Here is a 25,463-nt window from a genome sequence, read left to right on the forward strand (position 1 = left end):
CCGCCCCCCTGGGCTTGGGCGCTGCGCGCCCACGGTAGGTTGCTTACTGGTTGGCGCTACGCGCCAAACCTGTTGGTATGCAACGGTTTAGCTGTAGGCCGGCTAGCTGGTGAGTTTGTAATCACCTGTCCTACAGTCGATTACGTGGTATGCACTGGGAATACGGTGAATTCGCTTATGTTTCTGCGGGTTTCGACACTGACTGATTGCCCGGTGGGTTGTGATTGAAGACCTCTACGTAACTCGCTGCTGTGTGATTTCTATTGTATAGCAACAGCTTTCGCCAATCGAGCCCTTTGATCAAAACATGTTGGGATTCAACGCAATTCACGTCGGTGTGCGCTTTCTCGCGGCTCAGATCGAGGGATCCAACCTGGCTTCCGACGATGTCCATCCGCCGGCCCGCGACGTTCCGATCTGGGTCGCGGCCATGACGTCGCGGGGATGCTGGCCCGAGACGGCGTTGAACACTACTGCCGGCACCGCCATCTTCATCGCGAACCGAATGGTGGACGGATGGGAAGGTGATTCGCTAACCATGCAATACACCGTATCGGGCGTATATGACATTTCGCGGCGGTCGCTTCGCCCTCACCGCACGCCTGCAGCTCAGGGTGTACGCAGCATCCTCGACAGAACCGCCCGCTGATCGCCGATCCCGCGGGCGCCGGCATAGAGGTCGACGATCTCAACGCGCACGCCGCGGGTATCGAACAGGACCTCGGCGGCCTGGCGCAGCACGGCCAGATAGCGCTTGGGCAGCAGCGCCTCGACGGTACGAACGCGCTGCACCCACAGATGGGTTGCCAGCGGGGTGATGTCGATGGCCCCGGGCTGGCCCATGGTCACGTCATAGGGCATCAGGATCCTGTCGAGGCGGGTCAGTCCGTGCTTGGCCGACAGGATCATCACCCGCGCACCGAGAGCATCGGCGCGGTGCTGAGCGGCCCGCAGCGCCAGGCGGAAGTGGTCGCTGTCGTAGAGCTGGTGGGCGGGTGCGGACCGGTCCAGCTTGTGTGCCGCGCACGCGATCACCAACAGGGTGTCGGGCAGCGTCTCGGTGCTCGGCGCAGCAGCCAGCCAGCCCAGGACCGTCTCGAGCTTGTCGCGGTCGCGGCCGCCGACGCTGCGGTACGGGGTCGGGTCGTCGATGTATCCGGTCCCACACCCGATGGGGTAGAACTGTGCGACCTCTACCGCTTTGCCGGTGCGGCTGAATCCGATGAACAGTCGGGCCTGGCCGCGACCGTAGACGTTGTCGTGGCGCGGGTAGTCGACGCGGATCCAGCCGTGGCGGGCGGCGGCGTCAGTGATCGCGGTGGCAGCGTGCATGGCGATGATGTCCTATGCAGGTCGGTGCGCTCGCCGGCGCCGGCGGCGTCACGGGGTGTCGTCGGGTGGCTGCTGCCACACCGCGGTGGTGCGAAACTGGATGCGCCGGCGGCCGTGGCACCGAGGGCACGCACGCGCGATGCCGTGCGTGATGGTGAACATGCGGCCGTGGCAGTCAGGGCAGACGATCACGAGCTGGATGGCTCCCGGCCGCGCTGGGCTCGCGCCGGCGCAGGCATTCCACGCCTGCTGCCACGACGCAAAGTCGCAGCGCTGGGCGATGATCCAGGCCGCGAACTCCCGGCGCACCTCGCCGTGACCGTTGAAGGGTCGCCACTGCGTTAGGGCCGCGGCCAAGACGTGGTGCGGGATGAGATGGACGCGGCGGGCCAGCTCGCGCCGGCTCACGATCCCTCCAGAGCCGACGCGATCTCCCCGATGGCGTCGGGGATCGAGGAGTGCGGCAGCGCGTCGGTGATCCGGGCCAGGTCGGATTCGGTGAGTTCTCGTCCTGTCCAGCTGGCCAACTGCGCATAGGTGATGAGAACGCCTGGGCGCGAACCGTCTACCGGCACGACGCGGGGTTCGGGGAGGGCGTGATCCCCGTCGTCGAAGAAGAATCCCTGATCAGCGGAGGGGCGTGACGGGCCGCGGTAGTCGGTCGGCGCCCCGTTTGCCGTCCAGCACGCCTCATGCCACACACTCGTGTCCGTCATGCCCACGGCGTCTTCGAAGCGTTCGCCGCGCGGTGAGATCAGCGCGCCGTATCCGTCGTAGCGGCCTTTGAGCACCGATCCGCTCTCGGTGACCGCTACGCCGGCCGTCATCCACGCGTTGATGGTGTTGGTCACCCATTCGCACAGCAGCGGGTGTCCGCATGCCAAGCAGTCGGCACTGAAGTATCCCACTATCCTTGCTTCCTAAGCGTTTTGAACTACACCGCAGCGTTGCAATGCACCGTATCAGGTGTATACGACAAGTGGCGGAATGCGCCCCTTACGCTGCGGTTTCGCCCGCCGCGGGGCCGCCGAGCTCGGCCTGGATGGCCTTGTCGACCTCGGCGAGCTCGCGCCTGGCCGCGACCAGGTCGTCAGGCTCGCTGGTGTCGGCAGCGCCCGCCGCGGCCCGCGCCGCCGCGGCCCGCTGCCCGGCGGTTTCGGCATGACCATGGGTGGTGGCGATTTCGGCGTCGAGTCCTTGCAGCCATCCAGCCACGACCTCCTCGGCCCACGCCCGCACCACTTCGGCACCGCGCCGACGCACCTTGGGCGGCAGCATCGCCGACCACAACTGGCTGCGACGCGCACCGAAGACCACCCGCAACTGATAGCCCGGGTCCACATCGGAGAACCCGATGCTCACTTGATGATCGGCCCACCGGTGATGACGATGCTGACGCAGTCCGCGCGGGGCGCACACCGCCTCGGCCGTGCTCGTGAGATCGATCGCTCCCAACTGGGCGCGGTGGGCGGCGAACTCCTCGAGTCGCTGTGCGCGCCGCTGCAGTGCTTGGGCGGCATCGTCGGCCTGGGCGGCCTGGGCGAGCATCGCGCGCACGTTCTGCTGCACGGTGAGGTGCGACAGCCGCAGCTTGCGGATCCGGGTGGCCAGCTCATGCTGGCGCAGCAGCAGCGTGTTACCCGCCGCGGCCGCCTACACTTCGGCGAAGCTGAGCGTGCCGTCGCCGAGGAGGGCCTCGATCTCGCGCACCTGGCTGTCGACGCGGTAGAGATGTTCGAATCCCCGCGACTTACGTTCGATGATTCCGAACATGTACGCGTCGAACGTCGACTCGGCGACATAGCTGTAGATCCCAACCGTGTCGTGGTGGTTGCCGGTGCGGATCCCGCGCCCATTGCGCTGCTCCCACGCCGCCGCCGTCCAGGTTGGGTCCACATGATGCAAAGCAACGAGCCGGTCTTGGATGTTTGTGCCGATACCGACCTTGGGTGTGCTGCCGATCAGCACCGCGATGGAACCGTTGCGGCACCCAGCGAACAACGCCTCGCGTGCCTTGGGATGGGTGGCGTCGTGCACGAACCGGATCTGGGCGGCCGGCACTCCCCTACTGATCAGCGCCGCCCGCACACGACCGTAGCTCTGGTTGTCACCGGGCTTCGGGGTGCCGAGGTCACACAGCACCAGTTGGAACGCCCCGGCAGTGTCCGATCCGGGATAGCTCAGTCCGCGGGTGCGGTGATAGACCTCTGCCACGGTATCGGCCACCGCCTGCAACTTGGGGGCGGTCTCGCAGATGCCGACCAGGTTGGGATCCAGCGCTACCTTACGACCGTCCCCGCAGATCAACAGCATGTTGTCCTCATCGGCGCCGACCTGGCGCGTGCGCAGCGCGTCGGCGCGCTCCACGAGGAGATCCATGAACTGGCGGGTGGCGTCGCTGGGCTGAACCAGCACGGTGTGGCGCTCGGCGGTGGGGCGGGGCAACCCTGTGGTGTCTGCGCGCACCAGCGACATGAACGAGCCCAGCATGGTGCGCAGCTCGGGAACGTTTTGGATCACCGCCGGCCGGCGCCGGCTGCGGAATCCCCCACCGTCGGGCGCGACTTCGACGATGGTCTCGTAGCGGATGAACTGTGCCGCCCAGGCATCGAAGTGCGACATGTCGGCCGCGGCGAGCTGCTCGGGGGCGCAGAACTTCTGCCAGATGAAGGCCTCGGCCAACGTGTTGGTGAACGGCGTTCCGGTGAAGAATGCCGCGTGCGGCCGAGAGGGGTTGGCGCGCCGCAGCATTGAGACTTTCAGTAGCAGATCGAGCGCGCGTTTCGATGAGCCCAGGCTGAACCCCTCGGCGCGGGTGTTGACCGGCAGTCGCCGGAACCGGTCGGCTTCGTCGACGCTGAGGTGGTCGATCCCGAGCAGTTCCCAGGTCAGCGTGTTGGGGTCGTTGGTAGCCTCACGCAGCCGCTCGATGCGGCCCTCCAGTGATCGCACGGCCGCGGCGATGCGCTTGCCGGTGTAACCGCTGGCACGGGCATAGGATTCGAGGTCGGCGAGCTGGTCATCGAGCCACGCACGTTCCACGTCAGCGGCTACCGGGATCGATGAGAACGTCTCGTGGGTCATGATGATCAGGTCCCAGTCGCCGGTCGCGGCGCGGGCCACGAAACGCCGCCGGGCATCGCCGTTGAGGTCGCTGCGGTTGACGATCAGGAACCGGCCGGCGGGCCAGGATTGGTAGGCCTGGCGCGTGACGGCCTCGATCAGATGGTTGGGCACGATGTAGGCCGGGCGGTTGGCCAGCCCGAATTGCCGCAGCGTCATGGCCAGTGTGATCGCGGTGAGTGTCTTGCCCAGGCCGACCTCATGCGCGGCGAACGCGGCCGGGCTCGACACGGCCTGGTCAACGAAATCGCGCTGCCATGGCCACAATTCGACACCATCTGCTAGCCCGGGGAAGGTCAGGTGTGAGCCGTCGTGGTGGCGCAGCACGTGCGAATTCATCGCGTGGTTGTACTGATCGACGATGCGCTGTTCGCGATCGGGGTTCTCCCACACCCAGATGGAGAACCGTTCACCGATCGCAGCCAGCTTCTGCTCGGCGGCCTCGGTCGCCTCGGCGTTGCGGACACGTCGGGTGCTTCGGGTGGTCTTGTCGTGGACCTCGTCGTAGACGGTTGGTGGCGCCCCGTTGAGCCCGCTCTGGAGCAGCTCGAATGCGTCTTTGCGCTGGGTGCAGTAAGCGATCTTGGCCTCATCGGAGAGCCGGTGGCGTGAGCCTTCCACCTCCCAGGCCGCCAGCGGTGCGATGTGATCCACGCGGGCGCGGTGGCCGAACACCTCGTGGCAGAAATCGGCGATATCGGCGCTGCTGACCCACGGCGAGCCGAGTTCGATGCGGATGTCGTGGCGGCCCAGCCACGGCGGCTGAACCTTCTGCAGCGCAGACACATTGCGCTCGTAGGCAGGGGTGAACGTGGCTGCTGCCAAGGCATCGCGCAGCTTCTGGCGCACATTGCCCGACAGGTAGTCACGTGCGGGGACCGCGCGCCAGTCGCTGGGATCCCGATACACCAGATCCCCCAGCGCGTCGAACGCCGATTCTTCGTCGGCGAGTCCGAGCAGCCCGGCCACCCGCCCCAGATCCAGGCCACGGCCCTCCCCCAGGCAGATCGCCAACGCCTCTCCCGGAGTGCCCGCCCGGTCCGCGGGCTGCGGCTGGCGGTTGACCCGCCGCGACAGGATGGGCGCGGGCTCGGCGTCACCGCTGGCCTGATCGAAGTGTTCGAGCGCGAACACAATCGCGGCATCGGGGTCAGAACGGAAGCCGCCCAACGGCGGAACCTTCCACCCCAGTTTCGGTGTGCCCGTTTCGGGGTCGACCTTGCCCTCGGTGAGTGTGCCCCGGTTGAGCGGTCCGAATCGCCGAACGTAGGGGGTGTAGGCGTCGCTGCACGCGGTGCGCAGCAGTTCGACCGAGCTATCGGGCAGATCCCAGTCGGCCTCGGCGTTGACCAAAGCCACCGCCGCGTCGCGCAACTCGATCAAGGCCCGCAACTCGGTGCCGGCGCGCGCGACCGGCTGCAGCGTCCCGTCGCCGACACGCACGACCTGGTCGCCCACGAGGTGCAGCGACCCGTCTCTTCGGCCCTCGGCGTCGGTACGCACCACCTCGGCCCACTGCTGCGGTAGCGCCGTGTCGTCGGGGTAGGCGATCAACAGGGGCTGCACTGCGTCGAAAGCGGTTGCCACGGCGGCGCTGTGATCGGAGGCCTCCACGGCTAGAGGGTTGCGGTCGAAGCCGGTCCGTCGCATCTGCCCGGCCACGCACTGCGGATGCTGATCCCAGTAGGCCCTGACCGACGCGCGGCGTAGCCGCCCGTCGCGCACCACGTTGCGTTCGACGGTGGCGGCCGGGCCCGGGTGCCAGCCATAGCGGGGACCGTCCTCGGATTCGCGCACGCGCAGCACCACGACGTCGACGACGACGTCGGTGCCCTCGCTGCTGAAATATCCTGACGGCAGCCGCACGGCGGCCAGCAGATCGGCGTGACGGCGCACCGTCGGCGGCAGACCGTGTTTGGCGTCGAGTGTGTGCCGCGACGTCGCCATCACCACGTAGCCACCTGGCCGCACCGCCGCGCCTGCGCGGACGAGGAAGTACTCGTGCAGCGACCCGTAGAACCGGATCGCCCCATCGTGGGCGTTGGCCGACGAGAACGGGACGTTGCCGACGGCGGCGTCGAACCGGCGGTGCGGCAACGACACCGACTGCAGCTCCTCGGCGATGATGGTCGCCCGCGGGTGCAGCGCGGCCGCGATCCGGGCTGAGATTGGATCTGCCTCCACCCCGGTGAACGTCAACGGCAGATCTGTGGGTGCGTGCTGGATGAAACGCCCTGACCCGCAGCCGAGTTCGAGCACCGAGCCACCGCGGAACCCGGCGTTGCGCAGCACTCCATAGATGTGGCCGATCAGCTGTGGCGGGGTGAAGAACGAGGTATCGACCACTCGACCGGCCGACACCACCGCCTCCCCCGCGACGTCGTCGAGCTCGTCGGCCAGCTCGGCCCATACGCCGCTGGGCTGAGGGTCGAAGAGGGTGGCCGCCGGCCCCCAACCGGGGAACGCTTCGAGCACCGCGCGCTGGTGATCGTCGGGGCGGGCGCCGTCGAGCTCGACGATGGTGCGTGCGGCCGCGACAGCGCGGCGGGCGGCGGTCACTGATGGTGTCACAGGCGATCTCCGTGTCGTGTACGTCTCGCATCTATTAATACACCGGAGCGGGTGTATTGCGTAGACAATAAAACCGGCCACCGACCAACCGGGAAACCGCTGGCAGCGCTGCCGATTCGCACACCACGCCCCACCCGGGGATGCAGGTTGTCGCGACCACGCCTCCCCGAGCCCCCACCCGGCCCTCGGGTCGCTGCCATCAGCGGCCACCGTCCGGGCCGCTCCGGCGGTGTCGCGCTCGCCCGCGGCGTGTCGGCCGCCCAACGCGCACCGACAACGCCAGTGCACCGCCCCCGTGCGGTGGCGTCGCCGCACGTCAGCGCCTGTTAACAGCCCTGACCACACGGGCGTTAGCGGTGCGGTTGTCGCATGAGGGCAGCGTCGCGCGGCGGCGCGGTGTCGGTCGCCGGCGTGACACTGACTGCAACCGTTCGCCGAAAAGAGAGGACATACGATGCGTCCAGTGGTTTTCCTCGACACCGAGACCACCCGCAAGGACCGCGACCGCCGGCCGTGGGAGATCGCCATGATCCGCCGCGACGAATCCGGCGAGCAGGAACTGACGATCTTCATCGACACGGCCGATCTGGACCTCGACAACGCTGACCCGGAAGCACTCGCCGTGGGGGGATTTCACCGTCGCCACCCGCAGTGCGGCGCACCGCTGAACCCTGGCGCTCGTCTGTGTTCGGGCGCCGAGGCTGCGGTGCTGGTGTGGCAGTGGACGAAGAAAGCCCGGGTGTATGGCGTGGTCCCCAGCTTCGACACCGAGTGCCTCGACGAACTGCTGCACCGCCACGAGCTGGAATGGGGCTGGCACTTCCAACCGTGGGATATCGCCGTCCTGGCCACCGGATATCTGCTCGGCCGCCAGCTGCCCCTCCAGCGGTGCGCCGAGGCGACCTCCCTCCAATGCGGCGTGACGCCACCGACCCCCGAACAGCGCCACACCGCGATGGGCGACGCCCGCTGGGTGGCCCGTTGGTATGACCACCTCATGGCCAGCCAGCTCGCGGCCGCGGCAGCCTAACCGCCGACATCGCAGTCAGCAGCCGGCCGCCGCGACCCGTTCGTTGAATTCTGCGGCGCAGAAGGCAATTGAGCCCGGGCGAGCCCTGTTCACCAGCATCGAGACAAACTGCACTATACACCGGATGCGGTGTATAGTCTGGGCGCAGACAATGCCAAGAAAGGGGCACACCTTAGCTATGAGCACCGACAAGGCGATCACCCGCATCGGCGCGCTGCTGCTTAAAGCCGAAGGCACCGACAATCCCCATGAGGCCGACGCATACATCGTCAAAGCACAAACACTGGCCACGTTGAACTCGATCGATCTGGCGACCGCGCGGGCCCGCGCCGCCGACCGCGCCCGCCAGACCACACCCCAGCAGAAGGCGATCACCATCGGAGTCGCCGGCCGGCGCGGCCTACGAACATTTGTCGACCTGTTCCTCGTCATCGCCCGCGCCAATGACGTGCAGATCGACATCGCCCGCAATTTCACCGAGGTCTATGCATTCGGCTACCCCGAGGACATCGCCGTCACCGAAGCCCTCTACACCCGGCTGGTCACCCACATGGTGGCCGCCTGCGAGGTCTACCTGGCCACCGGCGACTACAAGCACGAAACGGTCGAACGCGCACAACCTCCGCACCATGACCGGCGACGCGAGACGCCCTCAGTCAGCAAGATTTCGGCCCGCCTGGAATTTCACGCCGGATTCACCGCCCGCATCAAAGCCAGGCTGGCCGCCGGGCGTCGCGCTGCGCGCGCCACGGCCGCAGCAACCCCGCACCAGACCGGCCCCGGCAGCGAGATCGTCCTAGCCGGCAAGCGCCTTGAAGTCCAGGACTACTACACCCTCCACAGCCGAGCCAGGGGGCGACGCTACCGCGGCCACCGGCCCTCGATCCGCTCCCAGCGCGGCCGAGCCGCCGGCGACCTGGCCGGCCAGGCCGCCCAGCTGAGCGCTGCAACCGAGCTTGGCGGCAGTGCCTCCGCAGTAACTCCTCGTCGAGTGGCCGGCTCATGACCGTCATCGACCGCCACCGCCGCCGCGTCTACACCGCCGAATCGATCCTGTCGCGCATGCTCGACAACTGCGCATCCAGCGGCAATCCCTCCGTCACCCTCGACTCCATCACGCTGACGTTGGCGCGCGAAGCCCGCTTTTCCACCATCGCCGACGTGCAGCGCTACGCCGATCGGATCATGGCCCTGCCCGAAGTCGTCGCCCGACTGGGTCACCGCCCGCCGGTGACCGTGCGAGCCCGGCGCAGCGCCGCCGACAAAGCCCACTACGAGCCCGACACTGCCGTGATCGCCATACCCGAGTCCGGCCCAGGCCGCGCGATGCTGCGAGAACTCGTCGTCCTACACGAGCTGGCCCACCACTTCGACACCAGCAACGGCGCCACCCACGGCCCCCAGTTCGTCGATGCCTACCTGACGCTGCTGGAGGTGGTCATGGACCCACAAGTGGCGTTGGCGCTGCGCCTTCTGCTTTCCCACAACGACGTGCCCACGAGTCTGGCGCACAGCTAATCGAGGCGATCAGGCCCGATCCCCTTCGGCGCAACTGAACCGCTGCCGAGGTGAGCGCCTGGCGGGCGCACCGCAACTAATCTGGTCGCTTCGGCGAGCCACCGAGCGAAAAACCGCCGGCTCTAACGCTTGGCGCGGCGATCGCGACGGTTCTTGAGCATCGAGGGATCGGGTGAACGGCGACTGGGCCGCGGCCGGTTGTAGTTCCAATCCTTGATCGTCTGGCGAAGCCAACCGCGGTGCTGGCCGATAAAGGCGTCCGGCGGCGGCAACAGGTCTTTGAGCGCGTAGCTTTTGACGGTGTTGACCGAAACTCCCAAAAGCTCGGCCACCTCGTTCATCGACAGATACTTCTGCGCTGTCGACGAGGACCTGTCACCTGCAGCCACGCCAGGGACTATACACCGCATCGGGTGGCTAAGGCAGCCGTAACCGGAGCCGCCACGAATCCACCAGTAACCGACCGGCCACAGACTATACATCTGATCGGGTGTACTGTTCTGGGCGTGGAGAACACCGACATCATTGGCCCCATCCCCGGCAAACCACCGGTGTTCACCATCGACGGCGCCCAGATCTGTCTCGCCGAGGCCGCGGGGATCCGCGTCCTGCTGGCCGTCGACACCCGCGACGAGGTCCACGCCAAACGCGTATGTCACCGCATGGTCACCGACCTGGGAGACTGGCTCGACCTCGACGAGGGACTCACGCTCGTCGAGGACGACCACTACAAGGAGTTCTGCCGCACCGGCACCATGACAGCACACACCGGCGCACCCGAGGAATGGCCGTTCACCTTCACCGTGGATCCCGCCGGCTCAGTGGTTCTCTATCCCATCCCCCACAAGAACTCCACGACCGTGAGGGGCCGGCTGCTCGCCCCACGCGCCCCGGCACTGTTCACTGAGCCCCGCGTCGACACCCACGACTTCGCACGCGGCTCCGACCATGACCAGTTCGCCCACCACATGCGGGCAGTACTGGCACTGCACCGCATCGAAGCAGCAGTCACCGTCGCCACCGATGACCGCACCTACCGCGCGCCCGGACACAGCGCCATCACCGCCCGCATCTACTCCCCGCACGGGCCGATGAGCCAAATCGCCCAACAACAGTGCGTACACGCCGTCCTGGCCGCCACCACCTCCATCCCCCACCTCATGGCCCACCCCGACTACCAGGCGACGACACCGGACGACCCACCCGACGTCGTCCTCGAGTACCAGCGCCCACAACGGCCCTGGCGCATCGCCGGCGACACCGCCGACGGCTAACGAACCCAATCGATCCGGCCGAACCTCACTGCGTCCCGGCGCCGCAGTACGCGGTGTAGGCCCGCTCGATACGGCGAGCAGTCGCAGCGGTCACCTGTTGGGACCGTCCGGTCAACACGCTGGTGCCGGTGGCCACCGAGATGCCGCAGCGCCGATACGCCTCGGCGCGGCTGCCGCCGAGGGTCTCGACCACGGCACGCAGCTGCACGCGGCTGGTCTCGGCGGGGACCGGTGTGCGGTCGGCGACGCTGCCATGGTGTGGAGCGTCGGGGATCTCGACGGCCCACCGCTTGGCCGCGGTGGTGACCAAGACCTTGCCGCGGGGCCCGCTCGACCGAGCTGAACGCGCATTGAGCAAGGTGGCGCTCGCCTTGTCGTTGACCCCGGCCAGCGCGGCCAGCCGGCGCCGCCCGATACCGCGCTCCTTGAGTTTGATGACGTGTTCACGCACAGGCGCCGCATCGACGTAGGACGACGTCCAGGTGCCGGCCGCCAGCTGCGCAGTGCGCTGCTCCTCGTAGCAGGCGCCGCACAACCCCCGGCACCTGGCGCGTCGCGGGCACGGGAAGTTGCTGCATGCCTCAGGGCTTCCAGGCTCCACGCGTTCGGCGATCGGCGCCGCGGTCCACTGCCAGCCGGGCAGCGCCTGCAACTCGGCGATCTGCTCGTCAGACAGCAAGCCGCGCTTGTGCTGGTGGCGCATGCGAGACATCCATTGCGACACCGCGATTGGCCGGCCCTCCAGCAGCTCGCAGTGACCGTCGGGCATGCCGAGCAGAGTTTGTGTGCGGCTGATGTATTGGCGGGCGGCGTCGAGGTTGATCGCCCACCACGTCGATTGCGGGTGCCATGCAAACCGACGGAGGTAGTGGCGATCAATCGGCGCGGCGGCCACCAACAGCAGCGCCAACACCGGCGCCAAGGTGCCCAACACCCGCCGGCGCCGCACGCTCGCGACCCATTTGCCCAAGGGGTAGTCGTTTTCGACGGCATCAGCGGGGATGTCGTTGTGGCCCTCCCACGCCACAAAGGACCGGTAGGCCTCCAGCCCGGCATCGTCCTCAGCGCTGAGGGGTTCCCATTGCCATCCGGGCCGCCGTGACAGTTCGTCGCGCAGCCATTCGGCGAGCTCACCGTCGCGGTATCGGCAACAGCTGGGTGGCCACCCACAATCCCAGCGGCCGGCCACTGCCGTCGCTGCGGCCCCGGTAGATGCTGTGCCCGGTGGCGTTTTCTGTCAACGATCCCCGTTCGGCGACGACGGCGTCGAGCGCAGCCAGGCTGCGTTCGTCGGATGCCTCGCCGGCATCCCACCGCCAACCCGGCACCTGTGACAGCCGCCGCGCGCGCTGATCGTCCATGCTGTTGGTGCGATAGTACTTGCGCTGCAACGTGATCCATTCCGACAGCGACTTGTCGACCGTCGAGGTGATCGCCGCCGCCGAACCGCACCGCTCTGCCGTCTCGACCAACCGGCGGTAGTAGCGTTCCCACACCGACGAGGTGTGGGAGAGCAACCGCGCGGTGACAGCGCCGGGATTGTCGCCGATGACATCCAGCCACGACACTGCCGCCGGATCCGGCTCACCCACAATGCCGCGGGCCCGATCCAGCTCGAAGGCGACCCGGTCATCGTGGGCGCGCAACCCGTACAACACCCGCGAGACGTGGCGATAGGCGCTGTCGGCCAACTGTTCCTGGTCGTCACCGTCGGGATCGAGGACGGCGGGAATCACGATGTGGCCGAAGGATTTGTGCCTGTGTCGGCGCAAGGCGCGACCGATTGCCTGAACGATCCCCACCGAGCTGGTGCGCGGATCGGCAAACACCACCGCGTCGACGGCCGGCACATCGATTCCCTCGCGCAGACACTGCGCCGAGGACACCACCGTGACAACGTCATCATCGCCGGCCAAGGCGTCGAGGATGCGCCGGCGCTTGCTCACAGCCATCGCCCCGTCCACGGCGAAGCCGCGCACCCGCACCCCGTCGACGGTGCCGAGTTCGTCGCCCCGGCGGGCGAAGTGGTGAGCGGCATCGACCCGGTTGTGGAAGGTCAATATCCGCCGCACACGGTAGCGGCTGATCACCTCGGCCAAGGCCGCCAGTGCTGCGGTGTCGCCGGCGCGCATCGCCGCGGCCGCGGTGTGGGTGGTGACCACGACGCGGTAATCGGCCAGTAGTCGGGCGGCGATCGCCTCGCGCACGCTCAGCGTGTAGGCGACCGGCCCGAACACCCGCTCATCGTCCATGGACCGGGCCGGGTCGGCGGCCCCGGTGAGCTCATCGAGGCACCTGTCGCCGCGGGTCGGCACGATGATGGGGGTGGCGCTTTGAAACAGCCGCCGCCGCGCGGGGATGGCGCGGGAATCGAGCACCGGCACGAAGGTTTCGGCGGTGCGCCCGGCCAGGTGGGGGGCTTCGTCGGCGACCACCAGGTCCACGGCGGTGCAGTGATCGGTGAGCCGCAGCGCCGCGGCCAGAACCGGAGCCGAGTGATAGGTCGACACCACGACCGTCGTGACTTCCGGAGGCGTAGCCGCGGCGTCGTCGAGGAACCGCGCGACGATATCGGCGCGCATGGTGACGCGGCCGGGGATCTCGTGGCGGGCCCAAGGATTGATGCCGTCGACGCCGATCTCAGCGCGCCCGGCCGCGCTGGTGGGGTCACTGCATACCGCCAGGGTGCGCATGGGCAGCGACGAGCGTTGCCAGGCCTCGATCGTCTGCGCTACCAGCGCGATGCTCGGGGTGAACACCACCACGGTGCGGGCCCGCAAGCGCTGGGCCAGCCACGGTCCGATGAGGGTTTTGCCCGACCCACATGCCATCCGCAGCTGGGCACGCTCAGCGCCGGCGTCGAACACCGACGTCAAGGCGTCGAGTGCGGCCAGCTGATGTGGGCGCGGCCGGGGAACGCTCATGGCTTCCCGGCGCTGGTCGGGGTGTCGAGGTAGCGCCACTGGATGCGGGTGACCTCCGATTCTGGGGTGCAGCCACGGTGGCTGGCGCAGAAGAACTCAACGAACTGATCTGGTGTCATCCGCGGAAAGCCTTCTCGGACACAGTCATCGGCGGTGATGGTGTCGAGCGGTTCACGCCGCACCGAGATGACCTCGACGTCGACGATCCGCACCAGCGGCTCACCACGCTTGCGGCCCATGACCTTGCGGCACAATGTCAGCCGGTCCCCGGCCTTGAGGTTCGACCAGCCCATCCGGCGGGTGACATCCTTGGTGCGGGCCACCACTTGCGGCTCGGTGAGCGACACGGACATGAGGCGCGGCATCAGACCGTCACCGTTTCGGGGTACTGGTCCCAGGTGCGGCCGTCGAGCTCACGGCCAGCGCGCTTCTTGCCGACCCGCGCCAGGGCGTCGTCCGGCCCGTAACCATCACCGCCGAATGCGGCCGCAGTTCCGTCGGCCCGCATGTAGGTGCGCGAGTACTTCGCCGGTCGTGGATCCAGGTAGCGCTCCGGCGTCCATTCGCCCCACTGCTTGAACAGAAACGGCACACCGGCGGCCTGACACTGGTCGCGCAGCGATCGTGCCCAGTCGGGATGCATTGGCCGCGCGCCGCGACCGCCGCTCTCGCCGCCGACGATCACCCAGTCGAGGTGTGCGACGTCGGGGCACGGTCGGCCCATGTCGGTATTGCGACCAGTCAGCGCGTTGATCTGGTACATTCCCGGCGCCCGGCCCTCGACGTCCATGTGCGTCAGCTTGATCGGGCTGAGTAGCGGCTCGAGGCTCACGCCCCGCACAGCGGCCGGGGTGTCGAGCAGAACGGGAATACGCAGCTCGGCTTGCTTCTGGTCCTCGGCGGTCACGATCAAATGCACATTTGGCAGCGGCCAATAGTGGAAATAGACCGCATCGTGAACGTTGTCGGCGTGGGCGTCGTCAGTCATCCCCGCGGAGGTGCGAGCAACAGCTTTGCGGAAGTCCTCGGAGGACAGCAGCGATCGCATACGTGCGTGGCGCTTGGTCACCACCTGGAAGGTGTGCGTCGGACGGTCCCAGCAGTAGTTGGCTGCCATGACAGCGAACACATCAGCGATGTAGTCGTCTGGCACCTCGTCGTGAAACAGATCGGCCATTGAGCAGACGAAGATGCGCTTTGGCTTCCGCCACCTCAGTGGGATGCGGAGTCTGACCGGATGTAGCTGCACACCGGTAGTGCCGCCGATCCCGTCGCCGTCGAATCGTCTGTGCGCCATACGGAACGGCCGGGTCCGTTCGATGTAGCAGTTCAGGCAGCCCGCAGAGACCTTGGTGCAGCCCGTCACGGGCGACCACGTCGCCTCGGTCCACTCAATGTTGGTGTTGTCGCTCATCGTGCCGCCTCCGCAAGATCAGCAGCAGCGAGCAGGGCGGCGCCGAGTGCGCGGGCCTGTAACAGCTTCTTGCGGGCGAATCCCCGGAATGCGCTATCTATTTCGTCGTTCAGGTCGTACAGGCACTGAGTCGCTTCGATACGGTCACTCATCGGACACCGCCAGAGCTGCTCGTAGATCGGCAGCGAGAGCCCGGTTTTCGGCTTCGCACGAATCGGCATAGGCCGCGAGTGCTGCACGAGCATGCGGATCGGTGGTGTAGGACAGCACGAACACCGGCCCAGGCGGGTCGACTAGCTCGTCATAGCGCGGCCCGGGGCAGTACGAGCACGCTTTACCGAGTCCTGGAGCTGGTTCATGCATGCCACTAGGTGACCTATAGCAGACGCCGTTGTCGCCGCGTTTGATCTTCTTAACCTGGTACTTTCCGTACAGGCCACGGTCTCGGTCGTTGTCGCTCATCGTGTTCTCCTGGTCCACATTGATCCGGTGGTTTGGCGGCGAGTTCGGTGCTCGGCCATCGATTCCGCCGTCATGACACTCTGTCGAGGTCGAGAGTGTGATCTGGTCGATTGACTTTGCGGCGCACCGTGTCCCGGTCACCGACACGGATGTGGCGCCAGCCCATCCGCCTGGTGCCGGTTCTGTGCCGGGCCAGGACCTGAGATGCGGTGAGTGACACCGACATGAGCCGTGCCAATGCCGTGCCTCTAGGCCTGGTTGAGCCGCAGCAGCGCGGCCATGGGGAACCGCACGGTCACCGTCTTGCCCAGCGCGCCGATATCGATGGGGACGAGCAGCTCGACTGTTCCGTCGACGTTGGACAGTTCGGCGTTGGCCTTGGCGTTGGCGTCGGTGGCACGGCGTCGGCGGCCGCGGCGACTGTGGTCGATGCGGGTGTCGTCGATCCACACTTCGGCGGCGACGTTGATCCTGAACTCAGTTCCTCCCGAGGGTGATGTTGGCCAGGTCGACAGGTCCTCATGGCCGGGTACCGTCGCCGTAGAACAGCTGCGCCCAGCGGGGGTCTTCGGTTTCATGTGCGTCGCCCGAGGACGCGGGAGTGACGCCCTCGAGCATCGTGTCGGCGCGCATGCGCACCGGGTGGCGGGGTTGTCCGGCGGCGGTCCAGCCGAGCACGGCCAACGAGGTCTGGTGGTGTCGGCTGGCTTCCCACAACCGTGCGGCGACCTGGTGGGCGCGCTGCGGTGCGGCGTTGGCACCCCAGGCCAGCACGGTGAGGTCGTGCTGGCAGCACAGCGCCAACTCGGCGTCGTTGTCGGGTCCGATCGGGTCAGGGTGGGACCACAGTTGATCGGGATCGGTCGACACCAGGGCATAGAGGTTGCGAACGACGATGCCGCCATACCCCCATTTCTGCGCGAATCTGATGCAGCGCCGGATCGTCGCGTCGTTTCGCCGATCGTCGGCTTTGGACGGATTGAGCATGACCATACACAGCGACGGCAGCGCCGGATCCCACACGCGCACAAGGCGATACCGGTAGGTCCCGCATGGGCTGAAGGCGGCCGAGGATGCGGTGTAGGTAGCCGGACGCAGCGGCAAATACAGTTCGGTCATCTCTGCCCCTCCGGAGGGATTGGCCGACGCGCCGCCGGGATGACCAGCGGGTATGTCGGCGTATGGCCGGTGCTGAGCGCGTGGCCCAGGGCGTCGAGCACGGCGATCGACACCATCCAGCGCCGCCGCCCGCGCCATCGGCATGTGCATGCGCCTTGATGGCGCCACCGGGAGAAGTCGGCCACGCACACCATCTCGCCGTGGACCGTGCACAACTGATCTGTGAGGCTCATGCCGCCACCGCCTCGCCGCCGGCGGTGGTGCGGCGCAGTTTGGCCAGCGCCGCATCGAGGACCGTGGTGATGGTGTTGGGCCGCAGCCGCAGCCGGGCTGCCATGGCATCGATCGGCTCGGGCACCCCGGTGTGTAGTCCGAACACGGCGCTGACCACGCTGCGTTCCCGGTCGGTGAGCGTGTCGAGGAGATCGGCGACATCGCCACAGCCCGGCGCCGCCGCCGACTCAGCGTGCGCCGGGGCGGCAAGGACGTCGGCGAGGGTGCGGTCGCCGTCGGCGACCGGTGCGTCGACTGAGTGAGCGGGTGAGAGCATGGACTCGATCTCGGCGACAGCACGGACGGTGATACCCATCGCCGCGGCCACATCAGCGCGGGTGGGTGTGCGGCGCAGCCGAGCGGTCAGGCGTTGCCTTTCGTCGATCAACTCCACACAGCGTTGACGATCGAGTGCCGACAGTGTTGCGGGCGCGGCGGCGGTGACCGCACGCTGCTGGTGGTAGCGGATCCAGTAGTCGGCGTAGTTGGAGAACTTCAAACCCAGCGTGTAGTCCCATTTTTGGACCGCGCGGACGACGCCCAGCATGCCTTCGGAGGTCAAGTCATCAACGCTGAGTGTGGCGGCCGCATACGCTGCGACGCGACGGCGCGCGCGCCAGGCAGCAAGCCGGACGTTGGCGGTGACGAAGCGGTCGAAGGCTTGGCGTCCTTGGGCGACGACCTCGCGCAGCATTTGCGGGTCGTGAGGCCCGGTTCCGGTGTGTAGGAGGTGTCGGGCATACAGACCCGCCTCGATCGCCTTGCCGAGGTCGACTTCTTCTTCGGCGCTCAGCAGCGGTGAGGCCTTCGGTACGGCCGGGGAGCGTGTCAGGTATGTCATGGCGGTCGCTGTGTCGTCAGTGCGGTGTCGGGCACCACGGTCGACCGGTGCCGTGAACGTGGGTGTTTTCGCAATGGGCGTGGTTGTCGCCGCAGCAGCAGCGTGCGCACACCGCGTAGAGCAGTCCGCGCGCACAGGTCAAGCCGACGCCGTCGACGGCGAAATGTGTTGCCAGGTGGTCCGCTTCGGTGGGGTCGCAGTCACAGGGCAGATAGATCTCGACGGCGGTGTGGGTGGAATGCGAGGCGATGTTCTCGTTGAGGGTGGCAGTTGTCATGGCCTCGCTCCGCCCGATGCCGCGCGTTCGATACCGCACCGAAGGCAGTAGTGGGCGCTTTCGTTGCCGATGATGTGTTCGATGTAGCGATCGCCGGGCAGGATGGCGCCAAGGCAATCGGGCTGGTACTCGAGGTTGGGCTCGGGCACGATGCGCATCCCGGTGTAGACGTGTGAGGCCACCGCGACAGCCCAGCCGGCAGCTGCGGGTCTGGTGGGTAAGACCTTTGATCGTCTGGCGACTGTGTCGCCTTTCAGGAACTCGGCGCGGTAGCCGAGCAGCGGCTTGGCGCAGCGGCATTGGGAACTCGCCGTGGCGGTTCGGATATGCATCGACGGTGTCATGGGTTCGGCGACCTCGGTGGGCATTTGGCCTCACCGCCTTTCAAGGAGTGCTGAAGTCCTGAACCGGACTATACACCCGATCCGGTGTATAGGGTAGGTTGGTCAGTGTCTCGGTGATGACCGCATATCCCGTCATCGCTGATCTCGCTTCGACCAGGTGTGCACGGCCCAGCGCAACGCGTCGTCGGTCAACGCCGCACTGATGTATCGCTCCAACGCGGCTTCCTCCTGGCGCTGCGCATGTGCCACCGTTCGCCGCCGCTTCACCAGATAGAAGACGGCCGCGCCGGCAACCACCACGATCGCCAGCGGCCAAAACACGAGCAACAGCCGGAAAACCACGCCCGCCACCCATCCGACAAGCAGTGCCCGCAGCACCATCACTACCCCGGTTCCGTCTCCGGTGATCCACCTCGCCACGCGGTTGAATAGCTGGCGCAACGCATCGATCATGCTGTCCTCCTTGGCAACTCGGCGGTGATGCCGGTATCGCTCGCCCGCCCCGACGTCACCGATCCGACGCGCCCGCGCACGCAACCGCCAGCAGTGCGCGAGTTGACCGGCGAAGCCGTTCGAGCTGGATCGATAACCGCCAAGGCCCGACGCAGCCGAGCGGCATAGCTGTCTTTGGTCAGCGGTGGACGGTGCATGGCCGCCAACTCCCGCAGCGAAAGCTCCGGGTGATCCACACGCAACCGCAAGATCTCCAGCGCCTCCTCGGTCGCCGTACTGCGATGCGGTCGCCGCGACAGCACGGCGATGGCCTCTCGTGCCGCGGCCACCGTCCGCGCCGCGCCGCGGTCGCGTCGACGCGCATTGGCCGCCCCGAGTTGAGCGCTGTTGGCGGGTGGTGCGGGGCGGCGCGCGGCCCCGGACGGGCCCGACGAAATATCATGGCGCGGCGCCGGAATGGTCGGCATCACCAGCTGCCCGTAGCCGAGGGGAAACCACGCGCACTGGGTGTCGGCGGTGCGTCGAATGTGCCCGCACGCCGGCAAGCGATGGACCGGGCACCCGGCCCGATACCGAGCAACAGCCGCCCGAAGCGAGGAATGCGCCGGCGACGCGAGCTCGATGCGCCCCGAGGTCTGCCCCGGGCCTGAAGCGATCGTGGCCGTCGCCCCGCCGAAGGTGGCCAGCGCCTCGGCGATGTCGTCGAGTTCGTCTGCGGTGAGCACATCGCGAGGACCGGTGGGCCCGTCGAGGCGCTGCACAGTCGTGACGTACACGACGACCGCCGTGCCACGTCCCTGACTCTCGGGTACGAACACGAACCGGCGGTCGGCCACCACCGGCAGCCCCACGCCCTGGGGTTGGGCCAGCGCACCGGCCGGCTGCTCGACGCGGTACAGCCAGGCCGCCCCGGCCGACAAGGTAGGGGTGACCGCGGCGAGGCGGTCCTGGCGGGTGTAGCGGCTCATCGAAATTCTCCACTTCGTGCTGGGCGACTTCTGGTTGCTGACCAGAGGTATATGCCTGGGGTCACCGTCGTTCCGGTCACGAACCGTCGGTGGATTCCTTTCGCTGAAAATACGACCGCTTCTCCGAAGAAACCAGGCGATTCGGCGCCACCCTCACCCCGGATTCAGCAAACCGGCACAGGGGCCGGTAGCCCCAACCGGAAGGCGCGATCGTTGGTCGGGGGTGCGCAAGGAGCGCGTGTTTGTTCCGGCGCCCAGCCGGAACAGCCGGAACGCCGCGGGTTCGCGCCATAACCACAGGTAGATGGGTGTTTAGGGTGTTCCGGCTGGGTCGTCGGCCTGTCGTCGGCTGTTCCGGCTCCGGCCAGAAAACGGCGATAACGGCCCGAGTCGTTACCATTCTGTGATCTGTGTTTCGGGCACGCCAAACAGCGCTATCGGGCAACACCGATAACGCTCAGCAACCCCTATTCGGCTATGTCTTTCAGAAAGTTCGTGCTACGGGGAAAACTCGGAGTAGGAGAACTTCAACAGGTCGATGGAGTCGAACTGCCACTCCTCGGTCTCACCGTTCATGTATTCGCCGGCCAAGACCTCACCCAGGGCCTCCAGCGCCGCCTCATCACCGTCGTTGACCCAGGCGTCGAGGATGTCGGCCATCCCCTCGGCCGAAATATCTGCCATCAGGTGACGCGGCCGGATGCTGTTTTGCGGTGAATCGTTCTTCGGGCCGGCCACCCCCTTGAACCGGAATCGAGCGCCGTGTTTGCGAAACCGCTTCTCCCGCCGCGCGGCGAGCTTGCCCCGGCGATAGTCCTTCGTCGCACGCAGCGCGTCGCTGGCCTGATCCAGCGCCCCCTTGGCGCTGGCACTGGGCTTGTTGACCCCCCGCAGCCAGCGGTAGACGCTGCTGACCGAGCGACCGGCGACCGCCGCCGCGGCCTTGACACCACCGAGCTCGGCGATCTGCGCCCGCAGACTGCGCGGCTTGGCCGGCAACTGCGTGTTGGCCAGCGCCTCGCCGATATTGCCGGTGGGCTTACGCAGCACCATTGGCTACTCCCCCGACCTGTGTGTAATCCGCGCGCCTCATTGGTTTTTCGGCAGCGCGTTGTTGAAGTCGGTGATCGAGCGGCGCGCCGCGGCATCGATGACCGTGTCGGTGATCTCGTGGCTTCGTGACAGGTTCCATTGCCCCAGGCCGATACCCAACGGCATGGGCTCGGGCTTGGCGGCGAGGGGATCAGGGGCGTCACTGGTGTAGAGCAGCTCGTCGGTGAACACCGCGACGGGGTAGCGACCGGTGGTGTCGGCGATCTTGCGGATCTTGCGGTGCAGATCGACATTGGCTTCGGCCTGGATGGTGGCGCGCCAATCGGGTCGATGCCACGCACTGACAGGCTCACCCTTGTCGTTGCGGTCTCCGACATAGGCCAGCCGGCCGACAAACCCGCGGTAAACCGCCTGGGTGGCAGTGTATTCCGCGCGTCCGTTGATGTCGTTGGGATGCTCGTCGAGATGTTCCAAGAGCCGCAGTCGCGCGGTGTTGATGTGCTTGGTCCAGGTCTCCAGCAGCCGCCGCGAGGTCGACCAGGTATAGGCCTCCTGCACCTCGATCGGCCAATCCAGCTCATTGGCAACGTATTTCAATGTCGGAGTCGAAAACCAGCCGCTGGCAGCGTCTCGACCACGCGCCAACGCCAAGATGTCGGGCAGCATCGCATGACCGCCCCCGTCGGCGATGTAGCCGGGGTACTGCTGGGCACCTACGGCCACCCGCCACAACCCAGCCACCTTCGGGTCGAAGGCGATGGCCTCACGGTGATGTTCGGGTGCACCCATGCCGAAGATGGCCTTACCGGCAGCCGTCAGATAGTTGGCCCGCAAGTCATAGCCGTGGATGAAGCGATGGCGCTGCTCATCAGCGGTCAGCGGCCGCACCCACACCATCGCCCCGGCCGCCAACCGCCCAGGCGACTTGCGGAACGGCTCGGGCGGCACAACGAGTTCGGTTGGCGTCAACGCCCGCCCGCCGGGAGGGTGCAGCCGCTCGTAGAGCCGACGCCCCGTGACCGCACCCGACGACGAATACGTGGTACCCAGCAATTCCGCCATCCGATGCAGCCGGTAGGCCAGGTCGACGGGCTCGTCGGTGCCCTCCAACAGCCCCGACTGTGGATCGGTGATCGCCACGGCGGGCAGCAGCACGAACTCGGCGGCTTGGCTGCCGCGCCACACCTTGGTCCAGATCCGCAGTGTGCCCACCTTGCTGGTTTGGTAGCCGGCGGCCAGGGTCGACTTCATCAGCTCGGCGCCGGCGGCCGCGATGACCTCGATCGGGTTGGGTTCGTCGGTCAGGTCGGGCAGGGTGACCCCGAGATGTGCCAGCGCGGCCTCGGTAAGCAGCAGCTGCGGCGGCTCGGGCATCGAGCGTCCGCCGCCGAATCCCAGGTGCAGCGCGGCCGCGAGCTCCACCAGGTCACCGAGATGGGTGACGTCCCCGCCGTTTCCGATGGTGATCGGGATGGCTTCGCCGTCGGGCAGCACCAACGCTTGGTCGGTGACCGTGGCCGAGGCGTAGAGCCAGCGCTCGGCCTCCCCGCCGGTGGTGACCAGGGGCCGCAACGCCACGGGCTGCCGGCCGGAGGGCTCCTCGCTGGCGGGCTTCTCGTCGAAGGCGGCGGGCTCGCCGCCGCTCTCCGAGGACTCCTCCCCCTCCTGCGACCCCGCCGCCTCGCCGGCACCCGGCGCCGCGTCCTCGTCCTCGACGACGTCGACGAGCTCCTCGCCGCGATCGTCGCCGTCACCGCGCTCATCCTCGACGGCGGGCGAAGGATCGGTGTGCGCCTCGTCGACGTCGTCGGGCACCACGCTCAAGGCGGGACCGAAGTCGAGCATTTCCTGAGTCATGGATTCGTCTCCCCTCGCATCGGCGTCGCACGGCGGCTCGCCAGCATCGGTGTGGGTGGCGCCCTCGGCGCCGCTGGTTGTTACGGGCACGATCCGCGGCCGCCTCCACGGCGGCAGCGGGTAGCGCGGGCCGCGCCGGTCCCCGGGCTCACCGTCGCTGCCGTCGTCGCCGTAGAACTCCGACAGCGGCACCGGCCACACCGACGTCAGCACCCCGGCGATACGGATCCGGCGACGCCGCGTGCCGTCGCCTTCCACACCGAGCCAGCCCCGCCGACCCAACGACGAGGTGATGGTGGCCGCGGTGGCCGTGAAGTGTTCCCCGACCCGCGCGGTTAGCGCCGACATCGTCGCCAGCGTCTCGCGCGGAAACAGATACAGCATTTGCTCGGCGGAATCGACGACGCCGAGATGGTTTCCACGCGGAGACCAACTCTGGGCCCCGGCTTCCCCGCGGGGCCCACGCGCCACCCAGCCGAAGGCACGCGCCACCTCGGCATCGTCGGCCGGCCCACCGATGCCGGGGGTCGGCACCTCGCCGCTACCGCGGTCGGTGGCGTGGCCGGCGCCGCTGGTCATCGCCTCACGCACCAACGACAGCAGCTGCTCGGCGCCATCGCCGACACTGTGGTCCTGGGCGCGCAGCTGGGTGGCCAGACCCTCCATCGCCCACTGCCAAATACGATCGGCCCGTGCGGTGTCGATCGCGCCACGCTCCAACGGGAATTGCAGCAGCACCGACCAGCCAACGGTGATGTCGGCGGCAATGGCGACCAGCCGCCCGGCCAAACCCTCGGTGTGGGGCAGCGATGCGCTGAACTGCTGCCAGGCCAGCGTCGCAGCACCAGTACCATACCGTTGCGCTGCAGCGACTTTCGCATCATGATCAGCGGCCAGCCACTGGATGAACGAGGCACCCAGCTGCGCGCGCCACGACCGCGCCCCCGCCGACTCCAGCTGCGACCACACCGTCACCGGATCCGCCACGACGTCGCGGTTGATCGCCAACGTCAGCGTCCGGGTCGCGCTGGATCCCACCGAGCCGACCTCACCGGTGGTGATCAAACCGCACCGCGGCGGGCCACTGCTGCGCCGAATCTGGCCCCGTGTCGTCGAGACCGAGCGCTCCTGGCCGTTCCAGAACAGCGTGTGCAGCGCGTTGACCCGTTCTTGGGCGGTGCGTCCCTTGAACTCGTCAACCAGCAGCAACGAGTCTTTGGCCGAGTGCATCAGCAGCGCCAACGCCCTCATCGAATCGTCCATCTTGTCGCCGCCGGTGAACAAGCTGGTGTAGCCGTGCTCATGGAAAGCCGTTGACGTCCACGACATTCCGCAGACGCGAGCGACGACGGTTTTACCGGTGCCCGGAGCCCCCATCAGGTGGACCGACCCGCGCGGCTTGCCCAGGAACGTGCGGAAGGCATACCCGATGACAGGGGCGGCGACATCGGCGGGCAACCGCTCCAACAGCGGATCGAGCCCCTGCTCGACGGCATGGGCCAACAGACCGGTGTCGTGGGCATCAACCGGGGACGACATCGCCATCGGCGCAAACCGTGCCGGCAGATCCAGCGTCACATCACCCATCAGGTCGCCACTGTCACCGATCGCCCCACCCGGGTGCACATAGATCGCTGACCCGTTGGATTCACGCCACCCCGTGGCCGCGAACGCCGGTGTGGTGCTGCGGATCCCTGACACGGCGATCGCGGCCGCGCGTGCCTTGGCTCGGCCGTTGGGAGGTTCGTTGGCCACCACCCCGGCCCACGGCAACAGATCAGGCCAGCCTGGAGTGTGGAAGTCTTCGGCTGCGATGGTCGCCGAGGCAGTTTCGTAGGCGAACCCGTCGATGCTGTTCTTGTCGGTGACGTAATGTCCGGAATCGTCAACCACGCGCCGGCGCGATTCGATGAGCCACGAGCCCGGAATCCGCTGTGCGCCGGGCTCTTCAGCGAGGTCCTGATAGGTGATCTTTCGGACCCGTACCTCACATGTCCAGATGACGTCGTACCACGTTTGGGACGGCTGGCCGTTCTTGCCGCGGGTGATGCGCACCTGAACGGTCTGCCCGTGACGGTGGGTGTAGATCGCTGCCCGGTTCGGGATCTCATCGTCGCCGCCTCCGCGGCCGCCGCGGCGGGCCGGGGCCACGGTCAGCGGGGCGGGCGCCGCGATGGGCGTGGTCGGGTCGGCCGGCGCGCTGAGTTGGCGGGCAGGGTCGATCGCGACCAGGTCGTTGAGTCCGCGTCCGGCGGCCAGATGCTGGCTCAAGTCGATGCCGGTGGCCGGTTCCATCACCGTGACCGCGACCGACGGAGCGCTGGATGCGATGAGATCGCTGATCCGCGCTGCGCTCTGGTAGCCGGTGACGCTGCGTTCGGCGACGATGACAACCCGTGTCGGCGACTCGAGTTGGGCGACGTGCTCGATACCGAAGCAGTCCCACCCGCCCAGTGCACAGGTAGCCGGCACATGATCGGCGATCAGGTGTGCCTCGGCCTCGCTTCCCACGAGCCACACCGGTTGGCCGGCTTTGGTGGCCGCGGCGATCTCGGGCCGACGGTACAGGCTGGCGCCGAATTCCCCGTTGGCCCAACGCGCGGTAGCCGGATTCCATCGCCGCAATCGCG

The 25,463-nt window shown here is 67.5% G+C and carries 27 protein-coding genes; 4 read left to right on the forward strand and 23 right to left on the reverse strand.

Annotated features, from left to right (window positions below; genetic code table 11):
* Nucleotides 1–354: 354 nt before the first annotated feature.
* From CWS39_RS28725 to CWS39_RS25465, 6 genes are all read right to left on the reverse strand, one after another.
* Entirely contained in the window at nucleotides 355–540 is a 186-nt protein-coding gene (locus CWS39_RS28725) for a hypothetical protein (RefSeq protein ID WP_142386936.1), read from the reverse strand.
* 69 nt (nucleotides 541–609) lie between these two features.
* Nucleotides 610–1,332: a DUF6884 domain-containing protein gene (locus CWS39_RS25450; RefSeq protein WP_102145672.1), complete on the reverse strand. Its 723-nt coding sequence runs from the start codon at nucleotides 1,330–1,332 to the stop codon at nucleotides 610–612.
* A 48-nt stretch (nucleotides 1,333–1,380) separates the two neighbouring features.
* On the reverse strand, nucleotides 1,381–1,740 hold the full coding sequence (locus CWS39_RS25455) for a hypothetical protein (RefSeq protein ID WP_102145673.1): 360 nt from the start codon (nucleotides 1,738–1,740) through the stop codon (nucleotides 1,381–1,383).
* The gene (locus CWS39_RS29310; RefSeq protein ID WP_199178305.1) at nucleotides 1,737–2,240 is read right to left on the reverse strand and encodes a hypothetical protein; all 504 of its coding nucleotides are present in this window, start codon (nucleotides 2,238–2,240) and stop codon (nucleotides 1,737–1,739) included. Before CWS39_RS29310 ends, CWS39_RS25455 begins: the two co-directional genes overlap by 4 nt.
* A gap of 88 nt (nucleotides 2,241–2,328) precedes the next feature.
* Entirely contained in the window at nucleotides 2,329–2,880 is a 552-nt protein-coding gene (locus CWS39_RS29835) for a hypothetical protein (protein WP_233213692.1), read from the reverse strand.
* Nucleotides 2,881–2,985: 105 nt separating this feature from the next.
* Nucleotides 2,986–7,026, reverse strand: coding sequence for a methyltransferase type 11 (locus CWS39_RS25465; protein ID WP_233213693.1), 4,041 nt, complete (start codon nucleotides 7,024–7,026; stop codon nucleotides 2,986–2,988).
* Nucleotides 7,027–7,480: 454 nt separating this feature from the next.
* On the opposite strand from CWS39_RS25465, the gene CWS39_RS25470 reads away from it, so the two are divergent.
* From CWS39_RS25470 to CWS39_RS25480, 3 genes are all read left to right on the forward strand, one after another.
* The gene (locus CWS39_RS25470) at nucleotides 7,481–8,056 is read left to right on the forward strand and encodes a hypothetical protein (RefSeq protein WP_102145674.1); all 576 of its coding nucleotides are present in this window, start codon (nucleotides 7,481–7,483) and stop codon (nucleotides 8,054–8,056) included.
* Between the two features lie 178 nt (nucleotides 8,057–8,234).
* On the forward strand, nucleotides 8,235–9,062 hold the full coding sequence (locus CWS39_RS25475; protein WP_102145675.1) for a DUF2786 domain-containing protein: 828 nt from the start codon (nucleotides 8,235–8,237) through the stop codon (nucleotides 9,060–9,062).
* The gene (locus CWS39_RS25480) at nucleotides 9,059–9,574 is read left to right on the forward strand and encodes a TIGR04338 family metallohydrolase (protein ID WP_102145676.1); all 516 of its coding nucleotides are present in this window, start codon (nucleotides 9,059–9,061) and stop codon (nucleotides 9,572–9,574) included. Before CWS39_RS25475 ends, CWS39_RS25480 begins: the two co-directional genes overlap by 4 nt.
* Before the next feature lie 122 nt (nucleotides 9,575–9,696).
* Here the strand turns inward: CWS39_RS25480 and CWS39_RS25485 are convergent, their stop codons facing one another.
* A complete protein-coding gene (locus tag CWS39_RS25485; RefSeq protein WP_199178306.1) occupies nucleotides 9,697–9,963 on the reverse strand; it encodes a helix-turn-helix transcriptional regulator in 267 nt (88 codons plus the stop codon).
* 117 nt (nucleotides 9,964–10,080) lie between these two features.
* On the opposite strand from CWS39_RS25485, the gene CWS39_RS25490 reads away from it, so the two are divergent.
* The gene (locus tag CWS39_RS25490; protein ID WP_102145678.1) at nucleotides 10,081–10,848 is read left to right on the forward strand and encodes a hypothetical protein; all 768 of its coding nucleotides are present in this window, start codon (nucleotides 10,081–10,083) and stop codon (nucleotides 10,846–10,848) included.
* Between the two features lie 25 nt (nucleotides 10,849–10,873).
* Here the strand turns inward: CWS39_RS25490 and CWS39_RS25495 are convergent, their stop codons facing one another.
* The 16 genes from CWS39_RS25495 to CWS39_RS29010 form a co-directional block, all read right to left on the reverse strand.
* The gene (locus tag CWS39_RS25495; RefSeq protein WP_102145679.1) at nucleotides 10,874–12,037 is read right to left on the reverse strand and encodes a helicase associated domain-containing protein; all 1,164 of its coding nucleotides are present in this window, start codon (nucleotides 12,035–12,037) and stop codon (nucleotides 10,874–10,876) included.
* Nucleotides 11,979–13,772 carry a DEAD/DEAH box helicase gene (locus tag CWS39_RS25500; protein ID WP_102145680.1) on the reverse strand — a complete coding sequence of 598 codons (1,794 nt, stop codon included), beginning with the start codon at nucleotides 13,770–13,772 and terminating at the stop codon, nucleotides 11,979–11,981. Before CWS39_RS25500 ends, CWS39_RS25495 begins: the two co-directional genes overlap by 59 nt.
* Nucleotides 13,769–14,137: an ASCH domain-containing protein gene (locus CWS39_RS25505; protein WP_233213694.1), complete on the reverse strand. Its 369-nt coding sequence runs from the start codon at nucleotides 14,135–14,137 to the stop codon at nucleotides 13,769–13,771. Before CWS39_RS25505 ends, CWS39_RS25500 begins: the two co-directional genes overlap by 4 nt.
* Nucleotides 14,137–15,186 (reverse strand): DUF5131 family protein, encoded by a 1,050-nt coding sequence (locus CWS39_RS25510; RefSeq protein ID WP_102145681.1) that lies wholly within the window; start codon nucleotides 15,184–15,186, stop codon nucleotides 14,137–14,139. Before CWS39_RS25510 ends, CWS39_RS25505 begins: the two co-directional genes overlap by 1 nt.
* Nucleotides 15,183–15,338 carry a hypothetical protein gene (locus tag CWS39_RS29005; RefSeq protein WP_158240410.1) on the reverse strand — a complete coding sequence of 52 codons (156 nt, stop codon included), beginning with the start codon at nucleotides 15,336–15,338 and terminating at the stop codon, nucleotides 15,183–15,185. Before CWS39_RS29005 ends, CWS39_RS25510 begins: the two co-directional genes overlap by 4 nt.
* Nucleotides 15,331–15,648: a hypothetical protein gene (locus CWS39_RS28730; protein WP_142386937.1), complete on the reverse strand. Its 318-nt coding sequence runs from the start codon at nucleotides 15,646–15,648 to the stop codon at nucleotides 15,331–15,333. The genes CWS39_RS29005 and CWS39_RS28730 overlap by 8 nt, the downstream gene beginning before the upstream one ends.
* A 248-nt stretch (nucleotides 15,649–15,896) precedes the next feature.
* A complete protein-coding gene (locus CWS39_RS25515; RefSeq protein WP_102145682.1) occupies nucleotides 15,897–16,100 on the reverse strand; it encodes a hypothetical protein in 204 nt (67 codons plus the stop codon).
* Nucleotides 16,101–16,167: 67 nt separating this feature from the next.
* Nucleotides 16,168–16,767, reverse strand: a complete 600-nt coding sequence (locus tag CWS39_RS25520) for a DUF1643 domain-containing protein (protein ID WP_102145683.1) — start codon at nucleotides 16,765–16,767, stop codon at nucleotides 16,168–16,170.
* A complete protein-coding gene (locus tag CWS39_RS28735; protein ID WP_142386938.1) occupies nucleotides 16,764–17,000 on the reverse strand; it encodes a hypothetical protein in 237 nt (78 codons plus the stop codon). Before CWS39_RS28735 ends, CWS39_RS25520 begins: the two co-directional genes overlap by 4 nt.
* On the reverse strand, nucleotides 16,997–17,881 hold the full coding sequence (locus tag CWS39_RS25525; RefSeq protein ID WP_102145684.1) for a sigma-70 domain-containing protein: 885 nt from the start codon (nucleotides 17,879–17,881) through the stop codon (nucleotides 16,997–16,999). The genes CWS39_RS28735 and CWS39_RS25525 overlap by 4 nt, the downstream gene beginning before the upstream one ends.
* 16 nt (nucleotides 17,882–17,897) lie before the next feature.
* Nucleotides 17,898–18,158, reverse strand: a complete 261-nt coding sequence (locus tag CWS39_RS25530; protein WP_102145685.1) for a hypothetical protein — start codon at nucleotides 18,156–18,158, stop codon at nucleotides 17,898–17,900.
* Nucleotides 18,155–18,526 carry a hypothetical protein gene (locus CWS39_RS25535; protein ID WP_102145686.1) on the reverse strand — a complete coding sequence of 124 codons (372 nt, stop codon included), beginning with the start codon at nucleotides 18,524–18,526 and terminating at the stop codon, nucleotides 18,155–18,157. The genes CWS39_RS25530 and CWS39_RS25535 overlap by 4 nt, the downstream gene beginning before the upstream one ends.
* Before the next feature lie 108 nt (nucleotides 18,527–18,634).
* Nucleotides 18,635–18,955, reverse strand: a complete 321-nt coding sequence (locus CWS39_RS25540; protein WP_102145687.1) for a hypothetical protein — start codon at nucleotides 18,953–18,955, stop codon at nucleotides 18,635–18,637.
* Nucleotides 18,952–19,923, reverse strand: coding sequence for a helix-turn-helix domain-containing protein (locus tag CWS39_RS25545; RefSeq protein ID WP_102145688.1), 972 nt, complete (start codon nucleotides 19,921–19,923; stop codon nucleotides 18,952–18,954). Before CWS39_RS25545 ends, CWS39_RS25540 begins: the two co-directional genes overlap by 4 nt.
* A 498-nt stretch (nucleotides 19,924–20,421) precedes the next feature.
* Entirely contained in the window at nucleotides 20,422–20,976 is a 555-nt protein-coding gene (locus tag CWS39_RS25550; RefSeq protein WP_102145689.1) for a hypothetical protein, read from the reverse strand.
* A 36-nt stretch (nucleotides 20,977–21,012) separates the two neighbouring features.
* Nucleotides 21,013–25,463, reverse strand: a 4,451-nt coding sequence (locus tag CWS39_RS29010; protein ID WP_158240411.1) for a hypothetical protein, incomplete at its 5' end; no start/stop codon positions are given.

The organism is Mycobacterium hubeiense (assembly GCF_002838065.1).
GTDB classification, from domain to species: Bacteria; Actinomycetota; Actinomycetes; order Mycobacteriales; family Mycobacteriaceae; genus Mycobacterium; species Mycobacterium hubeiense.

Excerpts from the sequence above, each read along its gene's own strand:
- CWS39_RS28725 (WP_142386936.1), bottom strand. The coding sequence starts at position 540 with ATGGTTAGCGAATCACCTTCCCATCCGTCCACCATTCGGTTCGCGATG.
- CWS39_RS25450 (WP_102145672.1), bottom strand. The coding sequence starts at position 1,332 with ATGCACGCTGCCACCGCGATCACTGACGCCGCCGCCCGCCACGGCTGG.
- CWS39_RS29835 (WP_233213692.1), bottom strand. The coding sequence starts at position 2,880 with ATGCTCGCCCAGGCCGCCCAGGCCGACGATGCCGCCCAAGCACTGCAG.
- CWS39_RS25470 (WP_102145674.1), top strand. The coding sequence starts at position 7,481 with ATGCGTCCAGTGGTTTTCCTCGACACCGAGACCACCCGCAAGGACCGC.
- CWS39_RS25475 (WP_102145675.1), top strand. The coding sequence starts at position 8,235 with ATGAGCACCGACAAGGCGATCACCCGCATCGGCGCGCTGCTGCTTAAA.
- CWS39_RS25480 (WP_102145676.1), top strand. The coding sequence starts at position 9,059 with ATGACCGTCATCGACCGCCACCGCCGCCGCGTCTACACCGCCGAATCG.
- CWS39_RS25500 (WP_102145680.1), bottom strand. The coding sequence starts at position 13,772 with ATGAGCGTTCCCCGGCCGCGCCCACATCAGCTGGCCGCACTCGACGCC.
- CWS39_RS25505 (WP_233213694.1), bottom strand. The coding sequence starts at position 14,137 with ATGCCGCGCCTCATGTCCGTGTCGCTCACCGAGCCGCAAGTGGTGGCC.
- CWS39_RS25510 (WP_102145681.1), bottom strand. The coding sequence starts at position 15,186 with ATGAGCGACAACACCAACATTGAGTGGACCGAGGCGACGTGGTCGCCC.
- CWS39_RS29005 (WP_158240410.1), bottom strand. The coding sequence starts at position 15,338 with ATGAGTGACCGTATCGAAGCGACTCAGTGCCTGTACGACCTGAACGAC.
- CWS39_RS28730 (WP_142386937.1), bottom strand. The coding sequence starts at position 15,648 with ATGAGCGACAACGACCGAGACCGTGGCCTGTACGGAAAGTACCAGGTT.
- CWS39_RS25520 (WP_102145683.1), bottom strand. The coding sequence starts at position 16,767 with ATGACCGAACTGTATTTGCCGCTGCGTCCGGCTACCTACACCGCATCC.
- CWS39_RS28735 (WP_142386938.1), bottom strand. The coding sequence starts at position 17,000 with ATGAGCCTCACAGATCAGTTGTGCACGGTCCACGGCGAGATGGTGTGC.
- CWS39_RS25525 (WP_102145684.1), bottom strand. The coding sequence starts at position 17,881 with ATGACATACCTGACACGCTCCCCGGCCGTACCGAAGGCCTCACCGCTG.
- CWS39_RS25530 (WP_102145685.1), bottom strand. The coding sequence starts at position 18,158 with ATGACAACTGCCACCCTCAACGAGAACATCGCCTCGCATTCCACCCAC.
- CWS39_RS25535 (WP_102145686.1), bottom strand. The coding sequence starts at position 18,526 with ATGCCCACCGAGGTCGCCGAACCCATGACACCGTCGATGCATATCCGA.
- CWS39_RS25540 (WP_102145687.1), bottom strand. The coding sequence starts at position 18,955 with ATGATCGATGCGTTGCGCCAGCTATTCAACCGCGTGGCGAGGTGGATC.
- CWS39_RS25545 (WP_102145688.1), bottom strand. The coding sequence starts at position 19,923 with ATGAGCCGCTACACCCGCCAGGACCGCCTCGCCGCGGTCACCCCTACC.
- CWS39_RS25550 (WP_102145689.1), bottom strand. The coding sequence starts at position 20,976 with ATGGTGCTGCGTAAGCCCACCGGCAATATCGGCGAGGCGCTGGCCAAC.